Here is a 20,982-nt window from a genome sequence, read left to right on the forward strand (position 1 = left end):
CTTCCTGGCGGGAGGCGGTACAATCCCCCCACATGTTAACTCCCTCTCCCGTCGGGAGGGGGGAAGATATTTACTCGCCAGGCGCATTCATGACTACTCATCATTCCCTCTACAGCCAGATCCCCGCTACCGATCGTCTGCTTCGTGACCCGCGCATCACTGCGGTGCTGGAGCAGTTTGGCCATACTGCAACGGTCGACATGCTACGCCAGCTTCAGGACGATGCGCGTCGCCATATTCAGGCTGAGAACGCGCTACCCGGCTGGTGCGAGGCGTGGGAGCAGGAAGTTGAACGCAGGCTGAGCAAGCACGGGCAAAGCGCGTTGCGCCCGGTTATTAACCTGACAGGCACGGTTCTGCACACCAATCTGGGCCGGGCACAGCAGGCCGAAGAGGCAACAGAGGCCGTCACCCGGGCCATGCGCTCGCCGGTGACGCTGGAGTACGATCTGGACGGCGCCGGGCGTGGGCATCGCGATCGCGCACTGGCGGATCTTCTCTGCCAGATCACCGGCGCGGAAGATGCCTGCATTGTGAATAACAACGCGGCGGCGGTGCTGTTAATGCTGGCGGCCACCGCGAGCGGAAAAGAGGTTGTCGTCTCTCGCGGCGAACTGGTGGAGATCGGCGGGGCGTTTCGTATTCCGGACGTCATGCGCCAGGCGGGCTGCACGCTGCATGAAGTGGGCACAACCAACCGTACCCATGCAAAAGATTATCGCGCGGCAGTGAATGAAAACACCGCCCTGCTGATGAAAGTGCATACCAGCAATTACCATATTGAGGGGTTCACCAAAACGGTGGAAGAGGCTGAACTGGCCGCCATCGGGCGCGAGCTAAACGTGCCGGTGATTGCCGATCTCGGCAGCGGGTCGCTGGTGGATATGCGCCAGTACGGTCTGCCGAAAGAGCCCATGGTGCAGGAGATGATCGCCGCGGGCGTCAGCCTGGTCAGTTTCTCTGGCGATAAACTGCTGGGCGGGCCGCAGGCGGGGATTATCGTCGGCAGGCGCGAGCTGATTGCGCAGCTACAGCAGCACCCGCTGAAGCGCGCCCTGCGTGCCGATAAAATGACGCTGGCCGCGCTGGAAGCCACGCTGCGGCTCTATCTCCACCCGGAGAAACTGGCTGACCGCCTGCCCACGTTGCGTTTGCTGAGCCGTGATGCGGCCTCCATTCGCGCGCAGGCGGAAGCGCTACTGCCGCAGGTTGCTCCTCATTACCCTGAGTTTGACGTTCGTATCGAGCCTTGCCTGTCGCAAATTGGCAGCGGCTCGCTGCCGGTGGACAGGTTACCGAGCGAAGCGCTGACGTTCACCCCGCGCGACGGACGCGGAAGCCAGCTTGAGGCGCTGTCGGCGCGCTGGCGCGCATTACCGACGCCGGTGATAGGCCGGATCGGTGACGGGCGCATGTGGCTGGATTTACGCTGTCTGGAAGATGAAGTGCGGTTTCTGGAGATGATGTTGAAATGATTATTGCCACCGCCGGTCACGTTGACCACGGCAAAACCACGTTATTGCAGGCCATTACGGGCGTGAATGCCGATCGCCTGCCGGAAGAGAAAAAGCGCGGCATGACCATTGACCTGGGTTACGCCTACTGGCCGCAGCCCGACGGTCGCGTGCTGGGCTTTATCGACGTGCCCGGCCACGAGAAGTTTCTTTCCAATATGCTCGCGGGCGTGGGCGGGATCGATCACGCCCTGCTGGTGGTCGCGTGCGATGACGGGGTGATGGCGCAAACGCGCGAGCATCTGGCGATCCTCCAGCTGACGGGAAACCCGCAGTTGACCGTCGCCCTCACCAAAGCGGACCGTGTGGATGAGGCGCGAATCGACGAGGTGCGTGAAGAGGTGCTGGCGGCGCTGAGTGAATACGGTTTTAAGGATGCGTCACTGTTTGTCACTGTGGCGACAGAAGGCCGCGGTATCGACGCTCTTCGCGACCATTTGCAGCAGATCCCGTCTCGTGAACAGGCCAGCCATCACCGCTTCCGTCTGGCGATCGACAGGGCGTTTACTGTGAAAGGGGCTGGGCTGGTGGTGACCGGTACCGCGCTGAGCGGCGAAGTGAACGTGGGCGATACCCTGTGGCTGACGGGCGTGAACAAACCGATGCGCGTGCGCGGGCTGCACGCGCAAAACCAGCCGGTGGAACGGGCCCACGCCGGGCAGCGTATCGCGCTGAATATTGCCGGTGATGCCGAAAAAGACCAGCTTAACCGCGGCGACTGGCTGCTGGCCGACGCGCCGCCGGAGCCTTCTGAACGGATCATCGTTTCACTCCAGACCCACACGCCGCTGACCCAGTGGCAGCCGCTGCATATCCACCACGCGGCCAGCCACATCACCGGACGCGTGTCGCTGCTGGAAAACGATCTCGCCGAACTGGTGTTCGACTCCCCGCTCTGGCTGGCGGATAACGACCGCCTGGTTCTGCGCGATATTTCGGCGCGGGAAACGCTGGCGGGCGCGCGCGTGGTCATGCTGGATCCGCCCCGTCGCGGCAAGCGTAAGCCCGAGTATTTACAGTGGCTGGCCGCGCTGGCCCAGGCCCGCGATGATAAGTCTGCGTTAGATATCCACCTTGAGCGTGGTGCGGTGGATCTGGCGGCGTTCGCCTGGGCGCGCCAGCTCAGCGGCGAAGGATTGCGTCTTCTGACGCAGGAGCCGGGTTTTATTCAGGCCGGGAACAGCCTGCTGAACGCACCGGTGGCGGCGCGCTGGCAGCGCAAAGTGCTGAGCACGCTGGCGACCTACCATGAACAGCATCAGGATGAGCCCGGCCCGGGCCGTGAACGTCTGCGGCGCATGGCGTTGCCCATGGAAGACGACGCGCTGGTGCTGTTGCTGATTGAAAACATGCGTGAAAGCGGCGTGATTGCAAGTCATCACGGTTGGCTACACCTGCCGGAACACAAGGCTGGTTTTACCGCTGAGCAGGACGCGGTCTGGCAAAAAGTGGCAGCGCTTTTTGGCGATGAACCGTGGTGGGTGCGCGATCTGGCGCGTGAAACCCATACCGATGAGCAGCTGATGCGTCAGGTACTGCGCCATGCGGCGCAGCAGGGGATGATTGTGGCGATCGTGAAAGATCGTTATTACCGCAACGATCGGATCGTGGCGTTTGCGAACCTGATCCGGGAGCTGGATCAGGCGCGCGGATCAACCTGCGCCGCAGACTTCCGCGATCGGCTGAACGTGGGACGCAAACTGGCGATTCAGATCCTGGAGTATTTCAACCGCATCGGGTTTACGCGTCGTCGTGGCAATGACCATGTGCTACGCGACGCGCAGTTATTTCCGTAAACGTTAAGCGCTGCGCGCCTGTTTCTGCTTAGCCAGCCAGACCGCGCCCAGCCTTCCCGCCTGGTTACCCAGCTCGCAGGGAAGGATGGGCACCCGGAGCGCCTCCCACTCCTCGAATCGCTGTAGGTATTTATCCAGCAGGAGATAGATTTTCTCCTGCTCGCTAATGCCGCCGCCAATCAGCACCGCCTGCGGATCAAACATGGAGATCACGCTGTAGATGCCGCGCGAGAGGAAATGCGCCCACTCTTCTATGGCCTCACGCAGATGCACGTCGCTGTCCATGCGTTTAAACAGCTCCTCACCGTCAGGCATCTCATCTTCCGACACGGCCAGCGCGCGGCGGCAGGCTTTCATCAGGCCGCTGGCGGACGCCACTTCGTGCATCGGCTCGCCGTTGTTGCCAACGGGCAGCACGCCAAACTCACCCGCCCGGTAGTGCGACCCACGGTAGAGATCGCCCTCCATGACGATACCGCCGCCGATGCCGGTGCCGATGGTGATGCAGACAAAATGCTCATAGTCCTTGCCGGCGCCCTGCCAGCGTTCGCCCAGCGCCGCGCAGTTGGCGTCATTTTCGGTTGTTACGGGGAGATCGGTCAGTTGTGCGAAAAGCTCGCACAGGTTTTCACCGTCAAGGTAATCCAGCGCCCCGGCCTTGGCCGCTTCGCCGGTATGGTGATTGATGTGGCCCGGAAAGCTCACGCCGATGCCGACGATCTCGTGGTCCTGGCGGTACTTATCCACCACCGCTTTCCACTTCTGTTTGAAGGTGCTTTCATCGTCAGGCGTATCATATTCATCGGATGTCAGTTCTTCGCCGTTTTCGTTGATCACGCCGTGTTTGATGTGGGTTCCGCCCACGTCAAAGCCGATAAATAGCTGCATTGCATCGTTCCTCATGAGCCCCTGAGCTATTAAGTATGGCTCCGGCGGCAGAAACGAAACGTAAAGTACGGTAATCCGTGATACGGCTCGTAAACCCGTTACCGGCTGGCGAGAAAATCACCAGCCGGAACTACCCTTGTTGTACACCTACTGCAAGGAGACGGTCATGACAAACAATCCTCCCTCAGCGCGTATCCAGCCAGGCGAGTATGGTTTTCCCCTTAAGCTGAAGCCCCGCTATGACAACTTTATCGGCGGCGGCTGGGTGGCGCCCGTCGACGGCGAATACTATTCCAACCTGACGCCCGTCACCGGCCAGCCGCTGTGTGAAATTGCCAGTTCGGGCAAACGGGATATTGATTTAGCGCTGGATGCGGCGCATAAGGCGAAAGATAAGTGGGGGCAAACGTCCGTTCAGGACAGAGCGGCCATTTTGTTCAAAATTGCCGATCGGATGGAGCAGAATCTGGAGCTGCTGGCGACCGCAGAAACGTGGGACAACGGCAAGCCGATCCGGGAAACCATGGCGGCGGACGTGCCGCTGGCGATTGACCATTTCCGCTATTTTGCGTCCTGCATTCGTGCCCAGGAGGGGGGAATAAGTGAAGTTGACAAAGATACCGTGGCGTATCACTTCCACGAGCCGCTCGGCGTGGTGGGGCAAATTATTCCGTGGAACTTCCCGCTGCTGATGGCGAGCTGGAAAATGGCGCCCGCGCTGGCGGCGGGTAACTGCGTGGTGCTGAAACCTGCACGCTTAACGCCGCTTTCGGTACTGCTGCTGATGGAGGTGATTGGCGACCTGTTGCCGCCGGGGGTCATTAACGTGGTCAACGGGGCCGGGGGAGAGATCGGCGAATATCTGGCTACCTCAAAGCGTATTGCCAAAGTGGCGTTTACCGGCTCAACGGAAGTGGGTCAGCAGATCATGCAGTACGCGACCCAGAACATCATTCCGGTGACCCTGGAGCTGGGCGGGAAATCGCCGAACATCTTCTTTGCCGACGTGATGGATGAAGAGGACGCCTTCTTCGACAAAGCGCTGGAAGGGTTTGCGCTGTTCGCGTTCAACCAGGGTGAAGTTTGCACCTGTCCGAGCCGCGCGCTGGTGCAGGAATCCATTTATGAGCGCTTTATGGAGCGAGCGATCCGGCGCGTGGAGTCGATTCGCAGCGGTAACCCGCTGGATAACGTCACCCAGATGGGGGCGCAGGTATCGCATGGCCAGCTGGAAACCATCCTCAACTATATTGATATCGGTAAAAAAGAGGGGGCCGATGTGTTGACCGGCGGCCGCCGTAAGGTGCTGGGCGGCGATTTGCAGGAGGGTTACTACCTTGAGCCGACCATCCTGTTCGGTAAGAACAACATGCGCGTTTTCCAGGAGGAAATTTTTGGACCGGTGCTGGCCGTCACCACGTTTAAAACCATGGACGAGGCGCTGGAGCTCGCCAACGACACGCAGTATGGCCTGGGGGCGGGCGTCTGGAGCCGTAACGGTAATCTGGCCTATAAAATGGGCCGCGGCATTCAGGCCGGACGCGTATGGACAAACTGCTATCACGCCTATCCGGCTCATGCGGCATTTGGCGGCTACAAACAGTCGGGCATCGGGCGTGAAACCCATAAGATGATGCTGGAGCACTACCAGCAAACGAAATGTCTGTTGGTTAGCTACTCCGATAAACCGCTGGGGCTGTTTTAATCTCCGGGCTCAGGCCGTCCCGGGTAGGGTGACCTGAGCCGGGTTAAAGCCGGGTGGCGGCTTCGCCTTACCCGGCCTACTTTTTACTCCCTCTCCCGTGGGAGAGGGCTGGGGTTAGGGCAACAGGCCGCAGTTATTCAGCCCTCATCCACCCATATCCGCATTTCCCCTTCTCCCCGGTTTGCCCAGCTAAACCACGGAATAAAGGTCAGCGTCCGGGGCTGACGTTCTACCGGCGAGTGGTCGTACTGCCACAGGGCATCAGTGTCCTTCGCCTGACACCCGATCCCTTCCGCCTGTATCAGCATCTTGTGCGCGAAAATGCCTTTGCCTTCAAATACCCGAAACGGGCTGTCATGAGGCAAAGAAAGGTTATGCAGATTTGCGCCGTTATCGGCTTCTTCCAGGCAGTAAATCAGCGGTCCACGCTGCAATGCGACTTTCCCCGCCTGCTGGCGCACCTGCGGGTTGCCGTACACGCGGCGGACCGGCATCGGTAACGTCAGCGTCAGCGTGTCGCCTTCCTGCCAGCTGCGGTTGAGGTATAAGTATCCACGGGAGACCTCGCCTGTAATGGCCTGACCATTGAGCGAAACAGCCGGTTCCGCGCACCAGTCCGGCAGCCTCAGGGCCAGCGTGTGAGTCACCGGAACTGGTGAGGTAATCTCGATTTTCACCTGCTCATGCCACGGATAGTTCCCGCTAATCCGCAGCTGGAGGATGTTATCCCCAACCGGAATGGCGACGTCGTTCCCCACGTACAGGTTGATCAACAGCGCGTCCGGGCGAACAGTATAAATGTAGTGCCCCAGCGAGGTCAGCACGCGCGCAATATTTGGCGGGCAACAGGCACAGCCGAACCAGCGCTGGCGCACCGGTTTAACGTGGTCATAGATATGGTTAAAGGCCAGGGTTTTCGGGTGCACTTCCAGCGGATTCACATAAAAGAAATGCTTACCGTCCAGCGCCATGCCGCCCAGCACCGTGTTGTACAGCGCGCGCTCCATCACGTCGGCGTAGTGGCCGTCCGCCTCCATCTCCAGCATCCGGCGGGCAAACATCATCAGGCCGATGGAGGCGCAGCTTTCGGCGTAGACCGTATCGTTGGGCAGATCGTAATCGCTGCTGAACGCCTCGCCGCTGCTTTGCGAGCCAATCCCGCCGGTGATGTACAGCTGGCGTTGTGCCATGTTGTTCCACAGCCGCAGGCAATCCTGACGTTTCCCCTCGTCGTTGCTCAGGCGCGCCAGATGCGCCATGCCTGCCATCAGATAGACAAAACGCACGGCGTGGCCGATGGCCGTTTGTTGTTCGGCAAGCGGCTGATGCGCCTGACTGTAGGCTTTGTCCTTGACCATCCACGCCGGGCCATAGGTGTTCCAGTATGACGTTCTGCCGCGCTTCTCGTATTCGATATCGTAGAAGTGAGGCTGCGCGCCGCGTTCCTCAATAAAGTATTTCACCAGATTGAGATAGCGTGGCTCCTGCGTGACGTCGTACAGCCGCATCAGCGCCAGCTCGATTTCCGGGTGGCCCGGATAGCCGTGCAGCTGGTTTTCGCCCGGGCCAAACACGCTGTCGATATGATCCGCCAGCCTGCACACCACGTCCAGCAGGCGGCGCTTTCCGGTTCCCTGGAAATACGCCACACCCGCTTCAATCATATGTCCGGCGCAGTACAGCTCGTGGCATTCGGCCAGATTGGTCCAGCGCTCGGCCGGGGCTTTCACCGTGAAATAGGTATTGAGATAGCCATCTTCGCACTGCGCCGCTGCGACCAGCTCGATCACCTCGTCGGCGGTTTTTTCCAGTTCAGCATCCGGCTTCTGGCACAGCGACCACGCCACGGCTTCGAGCCATTTCGCCACGTCGCTGTCCTGAAAGACCATCCCGTAGAACTCCCCCTGTTCCAGACCGGCCGCAATGCGGAAGTTGGCGATGGCGTGGCTGGGTTCGGCCTCCGCCACGCGATCGTTAAGCGCCTCCCACTGGTAGGGGATCACCACATCGCGGACCAGCCGTTGGTACTGACCAAGAAACGGGTCGTTGATTTTCAGCTGATGCAGGTCGGCTTCCATTATGGTCATATCGTTCTCCTCAGGACTGTACATGACGCTGGCGCAAATCGGTGGCAATGCGCGACATCACGGAATTGTTAAGCCTGCACCAGCGGATAGCGACCGCCAGCAGCAGGTGGAAAAGGGCAGGGAGCAGCGTCTCCATGGCGGTGATGCCCTGCAATGAGGCGGGCGTCTGGTTACCCGCGCCTGGCTGATAGGCCACGGCAATAAACACCAGGCTGATGATCCCGGCGCTGGATGCCCACGCGAGCTTGATGAAAAACAGATTGAAGGCGAAGTTCATCCCCGATGAGCGCACGCCGGTTTTCCATTCGCCGTAGTCATCGGCAAAGGCCATCAGCGAGAAGTGCAGCGGCAGGGTGAAGCCCAGGATCACGCCGTTACTTAAAATCACGATCAGCCAGAGCGTCTGGTGCGCCGGGCCACCCGGCAGGAACCACATTCCCACCGCAAGCGCAGCGAGTATCAGGTTGGTGTAGTAGTAGAGTTTGACGGTATCAATCCGCCGCGACAGCGGGCTGACGATCACCGCGCCCAGAATGGCGGCAAAGGTCACCATGGTGAAAAACAGCGAGGTGTACGCCGTGCTGCCCTGAAGCACGTAGGTGATGAAGTACATGTATCCGCCGCCGCGAATGTTGAAGACGTTGATCAGCAGAAACGACATCACCAGCATCAGCAGCAGCTGATCGTTTTTCCGCAGGCCCGCCAGGTGCTCGCGCAGGGTGAATTTACCCATCAGCGCAAGCGGGACGCGCTCGCGCACCCAGAAGAAGCAGCACAAAAACATCACCACGGCGATGGCGCACAGCACGCCGACGCCCAGCTGATAACCCCGGGCGGCATTGCCCTGTCCCAGCTCTGACACCAGCCACGGCAGGCCAACGGAGACCAGAAAACCCGCCACGCCGCACAGTACGAAGCGCCAGGACTGGCAGGATATAACCTCGTTGTGACGGGTGGTCATGGTGTTGATCAGCGCGCAATATGGCACGTTGATGGCGGTATAGCCCACTGAAAGCAACAGATAGGTGCCGAACGCCCAGGCGATTTTCACGCCCATGCTGGCGTCCGGGACGGTGAAGGTCAGTACGCCGACGATCCCGATGGGAAGTGCGACCCACAGCTGCCAGGGACGAAAACGCCCCCAGCGGCTCTGCGTGCGGTCGGCAATCACGCCCATCACCGGATCGGAAATCGCGTCAAATACCCGAAGGGCAATAAACAGCGTGCCCACCAGCGCGGGCGTCAGGCCAAATACATCGGTATAGAAAAAGGTCAGAAAGTTCATGATCAGGCAGGTAATTACCGTGCCGCCCGCGTCGCCCAGGCCGTAGCCAATTTTCTCGCGGACTGACAGCTGGTCATCGGCTGCCTGTTTTGCAACTTCTGCGTCTGTAATCGGTGTGGAAGTCATGGGGTAACTCCTCGATAAACGATTTTTTTATCGTATTTGTGCAAGGTACCCCATTTATTCTGCATTCAACGGGCAGACCAACAAGGGAAGGGAAAAGTATAAAAAGGTGACGATTCCGACTTGATGGTAAAACTGTGAGTTTGATCGAGCCGTTCTGCTGATATTTATTAATAATCAAGGGATAAAGACAATATCAGCCACCATAAAAGCGGAAAAATGAATATCCATGCTTGAATTATCCATAGCACTTCCGATCAGGGTTCAAAATGGCGGGTTATTTATCTCCCGGGGCGTGGGCCGTCATCCCGCACGAAAATTATCTTCGTGGGAGATAATTTTTGTCGAAAAAGGGACATTAACGATCCAGGAGGAAAATACGCTGTTTGAGGTAAACGCTGGCGAGAGTTTATTACTTTGGCCGAAGCGACGGCATGTCGGCGTGGAAGATTTTCCGGGCGATCTCAAATTTTACTGGCTGCATTTTGAGGTGGATGAACGCTTGCCTGCGTTGCCAGGCGCGACGCCGCTGTCGATTGAGCAACACTGTAGCGTGCGGGATCCGCAATATGTTATTGCATTATTCCGTCAGTTTTTAAGCGAGCAGGAAAAATTACAGCGTAGCCAGGCGCTGGAGATAATTTTGCTGTTAATTTTGCAGCAGATATCGCTCTCGCCGGGATATGAAGATAAAGCGGATGATGCGGGCGCGGCAATGGCGTGGAAGGCCAAGCAGCTTATCCGCACGCACTTTCATTTGCCCCTGTCCACTTCACAGCTGGCGAAAGAGCTGCACTGCAACGCCGATTATCTGGGGCGAGTATTTCGCCGGACGTTTCACTTAACCCTGACGGAGGCAATTCACCGCCAGCGCGTCAGGGCCGCTGAAAAACTGCTGCTGAACGATGCGGCCTCATTAACTGAAGTGGCCGCCCGGTGCGGTTTTAATGACGTGGGTTATTTCCGGCAAATATTCTCCAAACATACCGGGTTAACGCCCGCCGTCTGGAAACGGCGGTACTGTAAAGAGCATATTAATTCCGGATGATCACTGGCCGTAATAGGCATTTGCGCCATGCTTGCGCAGGTAATGCTTATCCAGCAATTCCTGCTGCATAACCGGAAGCTGAGGTGCAAGCTGGCGCGAGAAAAGCCCCATATAGGCGCACTCTTCCAGCACCACGGCATTGTGTACCGCATCGGCAGCGTCTTTGCCCCAGGCAAACGGGCCGTGAGAATGAACCAGCACCGCCGGGACCTGCATCGGGCTTATGTCGCGCTCCTCGAAGGTTTTGATAATGACTTCCCCCGTCTGGTATTCATATTCACCCGCGATTTCAGCCGGGGTCATCAGCCGCGTGCAGGGGATCGCACCGTAGAAATAGTCCGCGTGCGTCGTGCCCCACGCGGGTAAATCCTGCCCCGCCTGCGACCAGATGGTGGCGTGGCGGGAATGGGTATGCACAATGCCGCCAATTTCCGGGTAACGACGATACAGCGCGAGATGGGTCGGGGTGTCGGAGGAGGGCTTTTTACTCCCCTCGACCACTTTACCCGTGGCGATATTTACCACCACCATATCTTCTGCGGTCATCACGTCGTACTCCACGCCGGATGGTTTGATCACCATCATGCCGCTGTCACGGTCAACCGCGCTGACGTTGCCCCAGGTGAACGTCACCAGCTGGTGGGCGGGCAGAGCGAGATTTGCCGCCAGCACCTCGGCTTTGAGTTGTTCTAACATGTCATGCCTCCTTCCTGCATTCGGGCTTCAATCCAGCGGCGCGCCTGGATGATCTCCAGCACCGGCTCTTTGGCTTTCTCGGTCCACATTTCAATCAGAAATGCGCCGCGATAGTTAAGTTGATTCAGTGTGTTAAACACGCCAACGAAATCGACGCAGCCCTCGCCAAACGGCACATCGCGGAACTGTCCGGGGCTTTGCTCGGTCACGGGCCGGGTGTCTTTCAGGTGGATAGCGGCGATGCGGTCAATGCCCAGCGTCAGCTCGGCGGTGACGTCGTTGCCCCACGCGCTCAGGTTGCCGACGTCCGGGTAAACGCTGAACCACGGCGAGGCGAGCATGTCGTCCCACTTTTTCCATTTGCTGATGGAGTTCATAAACGCGGTGTCCATGATCTCTACCGCCAGCATTACCTGCGCGGCAGCGGCCTGCTCTACGGCCCACGCCAGCCCTTCGGCAAAGCGCTGTTGCGTGCCCTCGTCGTGCTCCTCGTAGTACACGTCATAGCCCGCAAGCTGGATGGTGCGAATACCCAAATCACGGGCCAGCCGGATGGCTTTGGTCATGATCTCGCGGGCGCGTTCGCGCACGAGCTCATCACGGCTGCCAAACGGGAAGCGACGATGGGCAGACAAGCACATCGACGGGATGGCCACGCCGGTCTCCAGCATCGCTTCCACCAGAGAGGCGCGCTGCGTGGTACTCCATTCAAGGCGCGATAAACGCTCGTCGGTCTCATCCACCGACATTTCCACAAAATCGAAGCCGCAGCTTTTTGCCAGAACCAGGCGCTCCGGCCAGGAGAGATCTTTCGGCAGCGCTTTTTCGTAAATGCCTAACGGATGCTGACGCATGGTTACTCTCCCCAGATGTCGCGGATTTGCGAATGGAATGCCTGTGCCACCTGCGGCGGATTATCGGCGCCTGCCAGCGCGCGACCGGCAATGAAGGCTTTGACGTTGATCTGCTTAAACAGCGGCAGGTCAGCGGGGGTGATGCCGCCAGTGATGGAAAGCTGCAAACCGATATCGGACAGCGCCTTCATTTTGCTGAGATCCGCCTCGCCCCACTGCTGGCCGCTGGCCTGTGCGTCGCGCCCGCGGTGGTAAATCGCCTGCTTCACCCCGATGCGGTGCCACGCGCGGGCGTCGTCCAGCGTCCAGTTGCCAAACAGCTCCATCTGGATCTCGCCGCCGCCGCGCAGTGCGACCTCGTGGCCACGTTCAACGGTGGCCAGCGGGGCGGCACAGATGATGGTCATCCAGTTTGCGCCTGCGCCAAACGCCTGCTCAGCCAGCGTTTCTCCGGCATCGGCGACTTTCCAGTCCGCCACGATAATTTTATCCGGACACTGCGCACGCAGGGCGCGAACGGCGTTTAGCCCTTCGGTCAGGCACAGGATGGTGCCGGCTTCGACGATGTCGACGTGATCGGAAAGCGTCGCGACATCGCGCTGCGCGGCCTGAAGCGAGGTGTGGTCGAGCGCCAGCTGCAATAATGGTCGGCTCATAGGTCGTACTCCTTAACACGGGCGTGATAGCCCTGTAATGCTGAAATCAGTAGCTGGTAACGGTGATATTTGCGCTGGTACGCGGCATGGGCACGCATGTCAGGTTCAATCATCCGGATGTCATGCCTGAGAGCGCGCTGAGCGGCGTAAAAATCGGGATAGAGGCCTGTACCGACGAGCGCGGCCAGCGCCGCACCGGAACAGCCGGTCTCTTCCACCTGCGGGAGTTCAATCGCCAGGCCGCTGACGTCCGCGAGCATCTGCATCCACACGTCCGAATGGGTGGGGCCGCCCGTCACGCGCAGGGTCTGCACGTGGGGAAAGCGTTCGAGCATACGGTTGAGGTGGGTCATGTGGCTGAATACCACCCCTTCATAAACCGCCTGGAGGAGGTGCGCGCGGGTATGCAGCGCCTGCAAACCATAGAAACCGCTGGTCATCTCCAGCCCGGCGTTGCTGCCGTAGAGGAAAGGCAGGAAGAACACATCGCTTTCAGCTTTTGGCAGGCTGGCCACGGCGTGGTTAATCTCATCGAATGACATATCGCCCCATTGGGCCGTCAGCCATTCCAGGTTGCCGGACGAGGTGGGGCTGGCTTCATGAACGATGAACTGCTGCGGATGGACGTAGCGGCCATAGACGTAGGGAAACGGCTCGTTGTCGCGGATGCCGTGGGCAATCCCACTGGTTACGGCCCAGGTCCCCATTACGGCATTCAGCGTATGTTCGTCATGCAGCCCGGCGCAGATCGCGGTGGAAACCACATCAAACAGTCCACCAACGACGGGAGTACCCGCCGTGAGACCGGTCAGTGCGGCTGCCTGAGCGGTGATTTCCCCGCAAATTTCTGCTGAACCGATAATGGACGGCAGGGCTCCGTCAATGTCGCTGATGCCGAGCCAGCGCGTGAGCTGCGGATCGTACTGCCCGGTATTCATGTTGTAGAGATTGGATTCCGAGATGTTGCTCTCTTCGCAGCCTTTGACCCCGGTCAGACACCAGCGCAGGTAATCGTGCGCCATCATCACGCTGCCAATTTGCTGATACCGCTGCGGCTCGTTCTCTTTAACCCAGCGCAGGAGTGAGGCCGGATGCCCCGTCCACAGCGTCTGGCGAGTATGCGGATAGAGCTTTTCGGGTATACCGTCCTGCTGCCAGCGTTGCACGATCTCCAGCGCACGGCGATCGGAGGAGAGTATGGCGTTACCCAGGGGGCGATCCTGTTTATCGAGCAGAAACAGCCCCTTGCCCTGGGCTGAAATGCCAACGCCTTTGATCTGACCGCCGTCAGCGCCTGAATTTTTAAGCAGCAGGGCGACGGTTTTGTGGCAGTGCTGCCAGAGCTGGTGCATATCCCGCTCGGCGTACCCGGCGCGTGGGCTGAGCGTGGCCACTGAGCGGCGTTCAATACAGACTTCTTTGCCCTGGCTGTTGTATAAACCGGCTTTCAGATAAGTACCGCCACAATCGATACCCAGCCAGAAGGGCTCTTTTTCACTCATCTTCTTCTCGCTTAATTGCCGGGTGGCGCTTCGCTTACCCGGCCTACGGTTTGGTTTAGTGGGTCAGGTGAGGGCCTCAGGCCGCACGCTTATGCGAGTTCACCGTGGGGTTGGGCTCTGCTCCGGCATCGCATTTCGCCGGTAACAGCAGGGCCAGCAGCGATGCCAGCGCCAGCGAAACTGCCAGGCAGTAAACGCCTGCGTCTTTGCTGTACAGGGTGATCAGTACGCCTACCGCATAAGGACCGCAGAACCCGCCGAGGTTGCCCAGGGCATTGATCACGCCGCGAGCGCCACCCGCCATCTCAGCGCTGAACAGACGCGCCGGGATGGTCCAGAACACGCCCGCTGCGGATTGCAGGAAGAAGCCACAGCCCACCAGTGCGGCATAGGCCAGCCAGGTGTGCTCTTTCAGCGCCACGGAGAGGAACATGCAGAGCGCAAAGCCAATCAATGGCAGGGAGACAAACAGCTTGCGCTTGCCGGTGCGGTCAGAGAGCGAAGAGAACAGGAACATACCGGCAATGGCGCCGATGTAAGGCAGAATGGCGAGCATTCCCACCTGGCCGATGCTGGTGTGCGTCAGTTCTTTCAGAATGGTGGGCAGCCAGAGGGTGTAGCCGTAAATGCCGGTCTGATAGAAGAAGTTGAGGGCGATCAGCTGCCACATGGTTTTGTCAGACAGCACCGCGCTGAGCGAGGCGTTTTTCACCTCTTTACCCGCAATGGCTTGCTGCTCTGCCGCCAGGGTTTGTACCAGATAGTTTTTCTCGGCCTCTGAGATCCAGCGTGCTTCCTGCGGGCGGTCGTAGACGGTGAATGCCCACAGCACCAGCACAACAACGGACATCAGACCTTCAATAATGAACAGCCAGCGCCAGTCGAGGGCGGTGATAATCCATCCCGACAGCGGGGCGGTGATGATCCCGGCGATGGGCACGAACATGATCACAATCGCGTTGGCGCGCCCGCGCTCGGCATCCGGGAACCAGTTACTGATCATCGTGAGCACAACGGGCAGCATCCCGCCTTCCGCCACGCCGAGTAAGAAGCGCAGCACCAGCAGCTGATACTGGTTGGTCACAAGCCCGGTCAGAACCGAGATCACCGCCCAGGCAACCAGCGACCAGCCGATAAACTTCTTACCGCTGCCGTGCACGGCAATTTTGCCGCCGGGAACTTGCAGGAATAAATAGCCAATAAAAAAGATCCCCCCCGCCAGGCCCGCCATCGTAGCGGAAATGCCCAGCTCTTCATCCATACCGCCGGGCATCGCAAAGGCAATATTTACGCGGTCCATATAGGAAATAATGCAGGCGATAAGAATAGGGGGAATGATCCTTAGCCAGCGCTGGCGCGGAATGTCCGCGTGTAGAGCATTAGAAGAAATATTCATAGTTAATATCTCAGTGAAGGTAACCGGAAAATGTATTCTTTATTTTTATTGTGACGCTTTATTCATAGCGCTAATGCCGTCGCGCAAAATAGCGATGCGATGGCTGACGTCAGCATTAGCATTTATTTCCAGTAATTTAATACCGGAGAATTTCAATGTTGCGGCGCTCGCCGCAGTAAATAGCGTTTTTACATGTTCAGTGGACATGAGACTGTCGGCGCAGAACGAAGAAAACGGCGCGTGCAGATCCTGCCATTCTCCATACTCACCGTGAGGGGTCGTGCCCGAAAACATCAGCGCCCCCAGTTTCCCGGCAGCGAGTGCCGCCTGAACATGTTCCAGTGGAAGGGTGGTATTGCGACCTTCGATAGCCGAACGTGCCCAGTTGATACAGACGCTGATATCGGTCTCTTTCACAACCTCCAGCACCTGCTCTAAGGGCAAGAACCCTTTACGCGGCGCCGGACCGGTCATCGCATCACAGTGTTCCAGCACCAGATCGCAGCCCCAGTCCCAGCTCGCGATTTCCCGTACCGAGCGGGAGAATGCTTCTGTCGCTTGCTCGACAGAATCATTACCCGCCTGCGGTGCGGCCTGCATTTCCAGAGCGATCACTTTCCCGGGAAAGCGGGTATTAACGGCATCAATCTTTTGATGCAGATGGCGGTAATATTCAATGCACGCTTTACGCTGTTCTTTGTCCGCGGACGCCAGGCCAAACGCGCCGTTGCTGCCGCGGCGGCGCATGGTTTCCATAACGGCTGTGACAACGATCTGCCAGTCGCCCGGCGTATGACGAAACAGCCATTCATCACCAAACGGATGGAGGTTTTCAAGGCAAGGTTGTTCCAGCCCGCGAATATTTGGCGTGTCGGAAAGTTCCCGCCAGAAGGCGTGTTCTTCCTGCTCCCCTTTCTGGTGAAACGAAGGTGCGCAGGGGTACGCACCAATAATAAAACCGGTGTTGGTCATTTCGCATTCCTGTATTTATCAGAAAATTAATCTAATTCGCTGATGGCCACTTTCACCACAATTTTACGAATTGCGGATCCCTTGTTTTTAATACAGGCAGGACGATGCACATCCTGCGGGAAAAATATGGCGTAACTGCCAGGTATCATTTCGATAAATGACTCATGTTCACTGTCGTGATAAAAAATAATATCCCGCTGCTCCAGCAATGATTCGCTGATTTTGTTATTCCCGGTATCAATAGCAATACCGATTTTTTCTTCGCCCCAGGCCAGAAACTGGATATCCAGATAGCGGCGATGGACTTCAGGGCGGTTCTCGTGCTGTTCCTTTGTGGTGAGGTCGAGAACCTGGGCAAAAATGTTGCGGCCTTCAATTTCGATCACGCCCGGCGCCAGGGTGGTGAAATCCGTGGTACGCAGAAAATTAAGCGCCTTTTCTATCGCCAGCGGCAGGCGACATGGATTTGGCTGTGCAATATGTCCGAATATCATGACCCACTCCTTACAGAGACTGGATTTTCGCCCACACGCTGTCGTCAATGGTGATGCCGTTGCGGCGGTTCTCCTCCAGCAGGCGTGTGAACTCATGGCCTGGCAGACGGACGGCGACGTTTTCATCAGCGCGTTCTGCGGTGGTGATGAAGTCCATGGTGCGCTGTAGTTTGGCATCGCGGGTTGGACCGTCGATCAGGCGATCCACTTCGATGGCGATAAAGATCTGCGATACGCCGTATTCGTCGCTGTTGTCCTGGGTCACTTCCGCAACGGACGCGCCGTCAGAGAGCAGGGTGGCGATCATGTCGAGCACAATCGACAAGCCGGAACCTTTCCAGTAGCCCATGGGCAGAATGCGACGGTTTTTCTCAATCACGCCCGGCTCTCTGGTCAGATTGCCTTCATCGTCAAAGCCGCCGTCGACCGGTAATTCGCGTCCGGCCAGGCGATTCACCTCCAGCATGCCGTAGGAGAACATCGACATCGACATATCGACCATGGTGATTGGATTCGACGGAATAGCGACGATCAGCGGGTTTGTGCCGATGCAGCATTCTTTTGATCCCCACGCGGGCATCACGGCAATAGAGTTGGTCCAGCAGATGCCGATATAGCCTTTCTCCGCCGCCTGCCAGCCGTAGCTGCCGCCGCGCATCCAGTGGTTAGCGTTACGCAGCGCCACCAGGCCGATACCGTGATCGGACGCCAGCTCGGTAGCACGGTCCATCATCTTCTTTGCCGTCAGGTTGCCGATGGAACGCTGGGCATCCCACTGTTCGATGGCGCCTAATGTCGTTACGCGTTTCGGCTGGGCGTCAGGGAGGATGTCGCCTGCGTCAAGCTGCTGAATAAATCGCGGGAAGCGGTTGACGCCGTGCGAATAAACGCCGGACTCCGTGGTGCGGGCGAACATCTCGGCGCAGGCGTCTGCGGTATCCGCTTTTACACCGCGATCGAGCAGAACCCGATTGAACGCCGCTTTCAACTCTTCGAAGGTCACTTTCATCCCTGTTCTCCTGTTTTTCTAGGGGCAAGTGCGAGTGCTTTTTTATCGCTAAATTTCACTATACGAAATCTGATTTCAAATATAACGATCAAATTTTGTCAGATCAACGACATTCACGTTTTTCAAAATCGATTAAAATCAAATGGTTGTGTTTTTTCTGTTGAGATCGTGAACTAAACCACACTTTGCGCTACCATCAGGGCGCGATAAACAGGAGCCATTTGATGAGCATAAAAGAGAGCGAAATGACGCAAGAAAAAGAGAGGCCAGCAGGTAGCCAGAGCTTGTTTCGCGGCCTGATGCTGATTGAAATCCTCAGTAACTATCCGAACGGGTGTCCGCTTGCGCATCTATCAGAACTGGCGGGGCTGAATAAAAGCACCGTGCACCGGTTATTGCAGGGGTTGCAGTCGTGCGGGTACGTGACGCCGGCGCCGGCGGCAGGGAGCTATCGTCTGACCACCAAATTTATCGCCGTCGGGCAAAAGGCGCTTTCATCGCTCAATATTATTCACGTGGCGGCGCCGCACCTCGAGGCGCTGAACATTGCCACCGGCGAAACGGTCAACTTCTCCAGCCGTGAAGATGACCACGCGATCCTGATTTATAAGCTTGAGCCGACAACCGGTATGCTGCGCACGCGCGCATATATCGGCCAGCATATGCCGCTCTATTGTTCTGCGATGGGCAAAATCTATATGGCGTTTGGTCATCAGGATTACGTGGCGAGCTACTGGGAAAGCCACCAGGAACAGATCCAACCTTTGACCCGCAACACCATCACCGAACTGAGCGCGATGTATGATGAGCTGGCGGAAATTCGCGATCACAGCATGGCGATGGACAAAGAAGAGAACGAGCTGGGTGTGTCATGTATCGCCGTGCCGGTCTTTGATATTCACGGGCGCGTGCCCTATGCCATCTCCATTTCACTGTCGACGTCGCGCATGAAGCTGGTGGGCGAGAAAAACTTGCTAAAACCGCTGCGTGACACGGCGGAAGCTATCTCGAAAGAACTGGGGTTTAACGTGCGCGAGGCGTAACTGATGAACCAATTTATCCTGGCGGATCCTGAAAAATGTATCGGGTGCCGCACCTGTGAGGTGGCGTGCATGATGTCGCATCAAAGCAGCGCCACGCCAGCAGCGTTTACGTCACGGATCCGCGTGGTTAAGGGGGCAACCTTCACCACGGCCGTGGGCTGCCACCAGTGTGAAGATGCGCCCTGCGCGAATGTCTGCCCGACGGGGGCCATTCACCGCGCTGCGGGAGCCTGGCTCGTTGAGCAGGCCCGCTGTATCGGCTGCAAAAGCTGTATGGTGGCGTGCCCGTTCGGGGCAATGCAGGTTCGGGTTGTGGAAGATCGCGTTCAGGCGCTGAAATGTGATTTGTGCGCGCATCGCGAGAGTGGTCCCGCCTGCGTCGAAGCCTGTCCCACCCACGCGCTGCGCTGCATAGACCCCGCCAGATTACGCGCGGAACGGCTGCGTAATCTGGCCTGAGGTTTTATTAACCGGCCTCGCGCCAGGCGTTCTCAATCTCCTCGGCGAGAATTTTCACACCCGCTTCGATTTTTTCCGGGTCCGGGACGTAGTTCATGCGCATGCACTGGTGCGTGTGCGGCCACGGCTTATCCAGCCCCGGGAAGAAGTAATCCCCTGGCACCATTAGCACGCCACGCTTTTTCAGACGCTGATAAAGCAGCTCTGTCGTAATGGGCAGATCCTTAAACCACAGCCACAGGAAAATTGCCCCTTCCGGTTTATGGATCAGGCAGCGTTCTTCCGGTAAGTAGCGGCGAAGGATGGCGATGGTTTCCTGAACGCGCTGAGAGTAAAACGGCTTGATCACCTCATTCGACAGGCGCAGCAGGTCGTTACGCCTGATCATCTCGCACATCATCGCCGGGCCGATGCCGCCAGGGGAAAGGCTGATAATGCCGTTCATGTTGGTAATGGCGGTGATGATTTTCTCGTTAGCAATGATAATGCCGCAGCGGCTGCCCGGCAGGCCCAGCTTGGAGAGGCTCATGCAGAGGATGATGTTCGGGTTCCACAGCGGACGCGCTTCGCTGAAGATGATACCCGGGAACGGTACGCCATAGGCGTTATCGATCACCAGCGGGATGCCGTGCTGATTCGCCAGCGCATCCAGCTTCATCAGCTCGTCGTCGGTGATCACGTTGCCCGTCGGGTTGGTGGGACGCGATACGCAGATCATGCCCGTCTCTTCACCGATATGCAGATGTTCAAAATCGACGTGGTATTTGAACTGGCCCTCTGGCAGCAACTCGATATTCGGACGTGCGGAAACAAACAGGTCTTCTTCGAGGCCGGCATCGGCATAGCCGATATACTCCGGTGCCAGCGGGAACAGCACTTTTTTCGTGGTGCCGTCGGCGCGGCGTCCGGCGAACAGATTGAATAAGTAGAAAAACGCGCTCTGACTGCCGTTTGTCAGTGCAATATTCTGTGGTTCGATATCCCAACCCAGCGCTTCCCGCAGCATTGCCGCCAGAAGCGTCAGTAGTTCTGTTTTACCCTGAGGGCCGTCGTAATTACATAGCGCATCGGTTGCTTTACCGTTTTCCAGCATCTCTGCCAGCAGCGTCTGGAAGTAGGTGTTCATCTCCGGAATTTGAGCCGGGTTTCCGCCGCCAAGCATGATAGCGCCTGGGGTGCGCAGCCCGTCGTTGAGGTCCTCCATCAGGCGGGTAATGCCTGAATGGCGGGTAAATTTGTCGCCGAATAGTGAAAACGTCATAGCAGGTGATCTGTCGGGCTTAATATGAAAGGCAGTAACCATAACGCCAGCACCGTGTTGGTGCAAATCGGCGGATGTGGTCGGATTTGTTGTTTTATGTGGCGGGTTTGTATTTGTGTGGTGAATTGTTCTGGTGAATGCCCCTCACCCCGGCCCTCTCCCCCTGGGGCTGAGAGTTCCCCACAAAATAATGC

At 58.0% G+C, this 20,982-nt stretch carries 18 protein-coding genes; 6 read left to right on the top strand and 12 right to left on the bottom strand.

What is annotated here, in order from left to right; genetic code table 11:
- Positions 1-89 precede the first annotated feature (89 nt).
- Positions 90-1,475, top strand: a complete 1,386-nt coding sequence (selA, locus tag RHN82_RS10450; protein WP_047052168.1) for an L-seryl-tRNA(Sec) selenium transferase — start codon at positions 90-92, stop codon at positions 1,473-1,475.
- Complete coding sequence (selB, locus tag RHN82_RS10455) at positions 1,472-3,310, top strand: selenocysteine-specific translation elongation factor (RefSeq protein ID WP_047052166.1); 1,839 nt, start codon at positions 1,472-1,474, stop codon at positions 3,308-3,310. The genes selA and selB overlap by 4 nt, the downstream gene beginning before the upstream one ends.
- A gap of 3 nt (positions 3,311-3,313) precedes the next feature.
- On the opposite strand, the gene RHN82_RS10460 is transcribed toward selB, so the two are convergent.
- On the bottom strand, positions 3,314-4,198 hold the full coding sequence (locus RHN82_RS10460; protein ID WP_045334684.1) for an ROK family protein: 885 nt from the start codon (positions 4,196-4,198) through the stop codon (positions 3,314-3,316).
- A 166-nt stretch (positions 4,199-4,364) separates the two neighbouring features.
- On the opposite strand from RHN82_RS10460, the gene aldB reads away from it, so the two are divergent.
- Entirely contained in the window at positions 4,365-5,903 is a 1,539-nt protein-coding gene (gene aldB / locus RHN82_RS10465) for an aldehyde dehydrogenase AldB (RefSeq protein WP_047052162.1), read from the top strand.
- 137 nt (positions 5,904-6,040) lie between these two features.
- Here the strand turns inward: aldB and RHN82_RS10470 are convergent, their stop codons facing one another.
- Together RHN82_RS10470 and RHN82_RS10475 are read right to left on the bottom strand one after the other, a co-directional pair.
- On the bottom strand, positions 6,041-7,990 hold the full coding sequence (locus tag RHN82_RS10470; RefSeq protein WP_047052160.1) for a glycoside hydrolase family 127 protein: 1,950 nt from the start codon (positions 7,988-7,990) through the stop codon (positions 6,041-6,043).
- A 10-nt stretch (positions 7,991-8,000) separates the two neighbouring features.
- On the bottom strand, positions 8,001-9,401 hold the full coding sequence (locus RHN82_RS10475; protein WP_047052158.1) for an MFS transporter: 1,401 nt from the start codon (positions 9,399-9,401) through the stop codon (positions 8,001-8,003).
- A 226-nt stretch (positions 9,402-9,627) separates the two neighbouring features.
- On the opposite strand from RHN82_RS10475, the gene RHN82_RS10480 reads away from it, so the two are divergent.
- Positions 9,628-10,446 (top strand): helix-turn-helix domain-containing protein, encoded by an 819-nt coding sequence (locus tag RHN82_RS10480; RefSeq protein WP_045616099.1) that lies wholly within the window; start codon positions 9,628-9,630, stop codon positions 10,444-10,446.
- Here the strand turns inward: RHN82_RS10480 and araD are convergent, their stop codons facing one another.
- The 8 genes from araD to yiaK form a co-directional block, all read right to left on the bottom strand.
- On the bottom strand, positions 10,447-11,142 hold the full coding sequence (araD, locus tag RHN82_RS10485) for an L-ribulose-5-phosphate 4-epimerase (RefSeq protein ID WP_017382588.1): 696 nt from the start codon (positions 11,140-11,142) through the stop codon (positions 10,447-10,449).
- Entirely contained in the window at positions 11,136-11,996 is an 861-nt protein-coding gene (locus tag RHN82_RS10490; protein WP_047052154.1) for an L-ribulose-5-phosphate 3-epimerase, read from the bottom strand. Before RHN82_RS10490 ends, araD begins: the two co-directional genes overlap by 7 nt.
- Positions 11,997-11,998: 2 nt before the next feature.
- A complete protein-coding gene (ulaD, locus tag RHN82_RS10495) occupies positions 11,999-12,652 on the bottom strand; it encodes a 3-keto-L-gulonate-6-phosphate decarboxylase UlaD (protein ID WP_047052152.1) in 654 nt (217 codons plus the stop codon).
- Positions 12,649-14,154: an FGGY-family carbohydrate kinase gene (locus tag RHN82_RS10500; protein WP_047052150.1), complete on the bottom strand. Its 1,506-nt coding sequence runs from the start codon at positions 14,152-14,154 to the stop codon at positions 12,649-12,651. Before RHN82_RS10500 ends, ulaD begins: the two co-directional genes overlap by 4 nt.
- A gap of 76 nt (positions 14,155-14,230) precedes the next feature.
- Positions 14,231-15,550 carry an MFS transporter gene (locus RHN82_RS10505; RefSeq protein WP_017382592.1) on the bottom strand — a complete coding sequence of 440 codons (1,320 nt, stop codon included), beginning with the start codon at positions 15,548-15,550 and terminating at the stop codon, positions 14,231-14,233.
- Positions 15,551-15,595: 45 nt separating this feature from the next.
- Positions 15,596-16,522, bottom strand: a complete 927-nt coding sequence (locus RHN82_RS10510; protein ID WP_047052148.1) for a DUF4862 family protein — start codon at positions 16,520-16,522, stop codon at positions 15,596-15,598.
- 26 nt (positions 16,523-16,548) lie between these two features.
- Complete coding sequence (locus tag RHN82_RS10515) at positions 16,549-17,016, bottom strand: YhcH/YjgK/YiaL family protein (protein WP_015572753.1); 468 nt, start codon at positions 17,014-17,016, stop codon at positions 16,549-16,551.
- 10 nt (positions 17,017-17,026) lie between these two features.
- The gene (yiaK, locus tag RHN82_RS10520; protein ID WP_047052146.1) at positions 17,027-18,025 is read right to left on the bottom strand and encodes a 3-dehydro-L-gulonate 2-dehydrogenase; all 999 of its coding nucleotides are present in this window, start codon (positions 18,023-18,025) and stop codon (positions 17,027-17,029) included.
- A 224-nt stretch (positions 18,026-18,249) separates the two neighbouring features.
- Between yiaK and yiaJ the strand changes: the two genes are divergently transcribed.
- Together yiaJ and RHN82_RS10530 are read left to right on the top strand one after the other, a co-directional pair.
- Complete coding sequence (gene yiaJ, locus RHN82_RS10525) at positions 18,250-19,068, top strand: IclR family transcriptional regulator YiaJ (RefSeq protein ID WP_047052145.1); 819 nt, start codon at positions 18,250-18,252, stop codon at positions 19,066-19,068.
- A gap of 3 nt (positions 19,069-19,071) precedes the next feature.
- Positions 19,072-19,527: a 4Fe-4S dicluster domain-containing protein gene (locus RHN82_RS10530; RefSeq protein WP_047052143.1), complete on the top strand. Its 456-nt coding sequence runs from the start codon at positions 19,072-19,074 to the stop codon at positions 19,525-19,527.
- Between the two features lie 7 nt (positions 19,528-19,534).
- Here the strand turns inward: RHN82_RS10530 and avtA are convergent, their stop codons facing one another.
- Positions 19,535-20,788: a valine--pyruvate transaminase gene (avtA, locus tag RHN82_RS10535; RefSeq protein ID WP_015572749.1), complete on the bottom strand. Its 1,254-nt coding sequence runs from the start codon at positions 20,786-20,788 to the stop codon at positions 19,535-19,537.
- Between the last annotated feature and the right edge of the window lie 194 nt (positions 20,789-20,982).

The sequence above is a fragment of the Enterobacter cloacae complex sp. EB5 genome (assembly GCF_031432835.1).
GTDB classification, from domain to species: domain Bacteria; phylum Pseudomonadota; class Gammaproteobacteria; order Enterobacterales; family Enterobacteriaceae; genus Enterobacter; species Enterobacter hormaechei_C.

Coding starts and splice junctions, on each gene's coding strand:
- RHN82_RS10505 (WP_017382592.1), bottom strand. CDS start 15,550: ATGAATATTTCTTCTAATGCTCTACACGCGGACATTCCGCGCCAGCGC.
- selA (WP_047052168.1), top strand. CDS start 90: ATGACTACTCATCATTCCCTCTACAGCCAGATCCCCGCTACCGATCGT.
- RHN82_RS10480 (WP_045616099.1), top strand. CDS start 9,628: ATGCTTGAATTATCCATAGCACTTCCGATCAGGGTTCAAAATGGCGGG.
- RHN82_RS10515 (WP_015572753.1), bottom strand. CDS start 17,016: ATGATATTCGGACATATTGCACAGCCAAATCCATGTCGCCTGCCGCTG.
- selB (WP_047052166.1), top strand. CDS start 1,472: ATGATTATTGCCACCGCCGGTCACGTTGACCACGGCAAAACCACGTTA.
- yiaK (WP_047052146.1), bottom strand. CDS start 18,025: ATGAAAGTGACCTTCGAAGAGTTGAAAGCGGCGTTCAATCGGGTTCTG.
- RHN82_RS10460 (WP_045334684.1), bottom strand. CDS start 4,198: ATGCAGCTATTTATCGGCTTTGACGTGGGCGGAACCCACATCAAACAC.
- araD (WP_017382588.1), bottom strand. CDS start 11,142: ATGTTAGAACAACTCAAAGCCGAGGTGCTGGCGGCAAATCTCGCTCTG.
- avtA (WP_015572749.1), bottom strand. CDS start 20,788: ATGACGTTTTCACTATTCGGCGACAAATTTACCCGCCATTCAGGCATT.
- yiaJ (WP_047052145.1), top strand. CDS start 18,250: ATGAGCATAAAAGAGAGCGAAATGACGCAAGAAAAAGAGAGGCCAGCA.
- ulaD (WP_047052152.1), bottom strand. CDS start 12,652: ATGAGCCGACCATTATTGCAGCTGGCGCTCGACCACACCTCGCTTCAG.
- RHN82_RS10500 (WP_047052150.1), bottom strand. CDS start 14,154: ATGAGTGAAAAAGAGCCCTTCTGGCTGGGTATCGATTGTGGCGGTACT.
- aldB (WP_047052162.1), top strand. CDS start 4,365: ATGACAAACAATCCTCCCTCAGCGCGTATCCAGCCAGGCGAGTATGGT.
- RHN82_RS10490 (WP_047052154.1), bottom strand. CDS start 11,996: ATGCGTCAGCATCCGTTAGGCATTTACGAAAAAGCGCTGCCGAAAGAT.
- RHN82_RS10475 (WP_047052158.1), bottom strand. CDS start 9,401: ATGACTTCCACACCGATTACAGACGCAGAAGTTGCAAAACAGGCAGCC.
- RHN82_RS10470 (WP_047052160.1), bottom strand. CDS start 7,990: ATGACCATAATGGAAGCCGACCTGCATCAGCTGAAAATCAACGACCCG.
- RHN82_RS10510 (WP_047052148.1), bottom strand. CDS start 16,522: ATGACCAACACCGGTTTTATTATTGGTGCGTACCCCTGCGCACCTTCG.
- RHN82_RS10530 (WP_047052143.1), top strand. CDS start 19,072: ATGAACCAATTTATCCTGGCGGATCCTGAAAAATGTATCGGGTGCCGC.